General features: G+C 65.8%; 1 protein-coding gene. It reads right to left on the reverse strand.

The window, feature by feature from the left end:
• On the reverse strand, positions 1 to 509 hold a 509-nt coding region (locus EOA29_RS39640; protein ID WP_145970168.1), incomplete at both ends, for a GGDEF domain-containing protein.

Genomic DNA, 509 nt, shown 5'->3' on the forward strand with positions numbered 1-509 from the left:
CACCAGGACCGGGTCGACGCCGTCCTTGGGCATCGCCACGATGCCGACCGACAGGCTGACCGACTGCTGATGCGAATTGAGCTGATAGGGCTCCATCATCTCGTCGATGAGCTTCTCGATCGTCTTCTCGACCGAGCCCTTCAGCTCGCGGTCCGCCAGCAGCACCGCGAACTCGCCGGCGCCGATGCGCCCAAGCACCGCGCCCTCCGGCATGCGGTCCCTGAGCCGCTCGGCGAAGGCGCGGATCAGCTCGTCGCCATAGCTGTAGCCGATGGCGTCGTTGATGTGCTTGAAGCGGTCGATGTCGATGTCGATCAGGAACACCGGCTCGCCGGTGCGGATCGTCGCCGAGGCCGCCTCGGCGATCTTGCCGACCATCGCCGGACGCGCCAGCAGGCCCGTCAGCTTGTCGAAATTGGTCTCGTTGAAGACATACTGCTCCGATTCATCGACACCGGCGAAGAAAGAGAGGGCGGCACCCGCCGCCGCCAGCGCGCAAAGCGCAGCGA

Source organism: Mesorhizobium sp. M1E.F.Ca.ET.063.01.1.1 (assembly GCF_003998155.1).
Classification (GTDB): Bacteria; Pseudomonadota; Alphaproteobacteria; order Rhizobiales; family Rhizobiaceae; genus Mesorhizobium.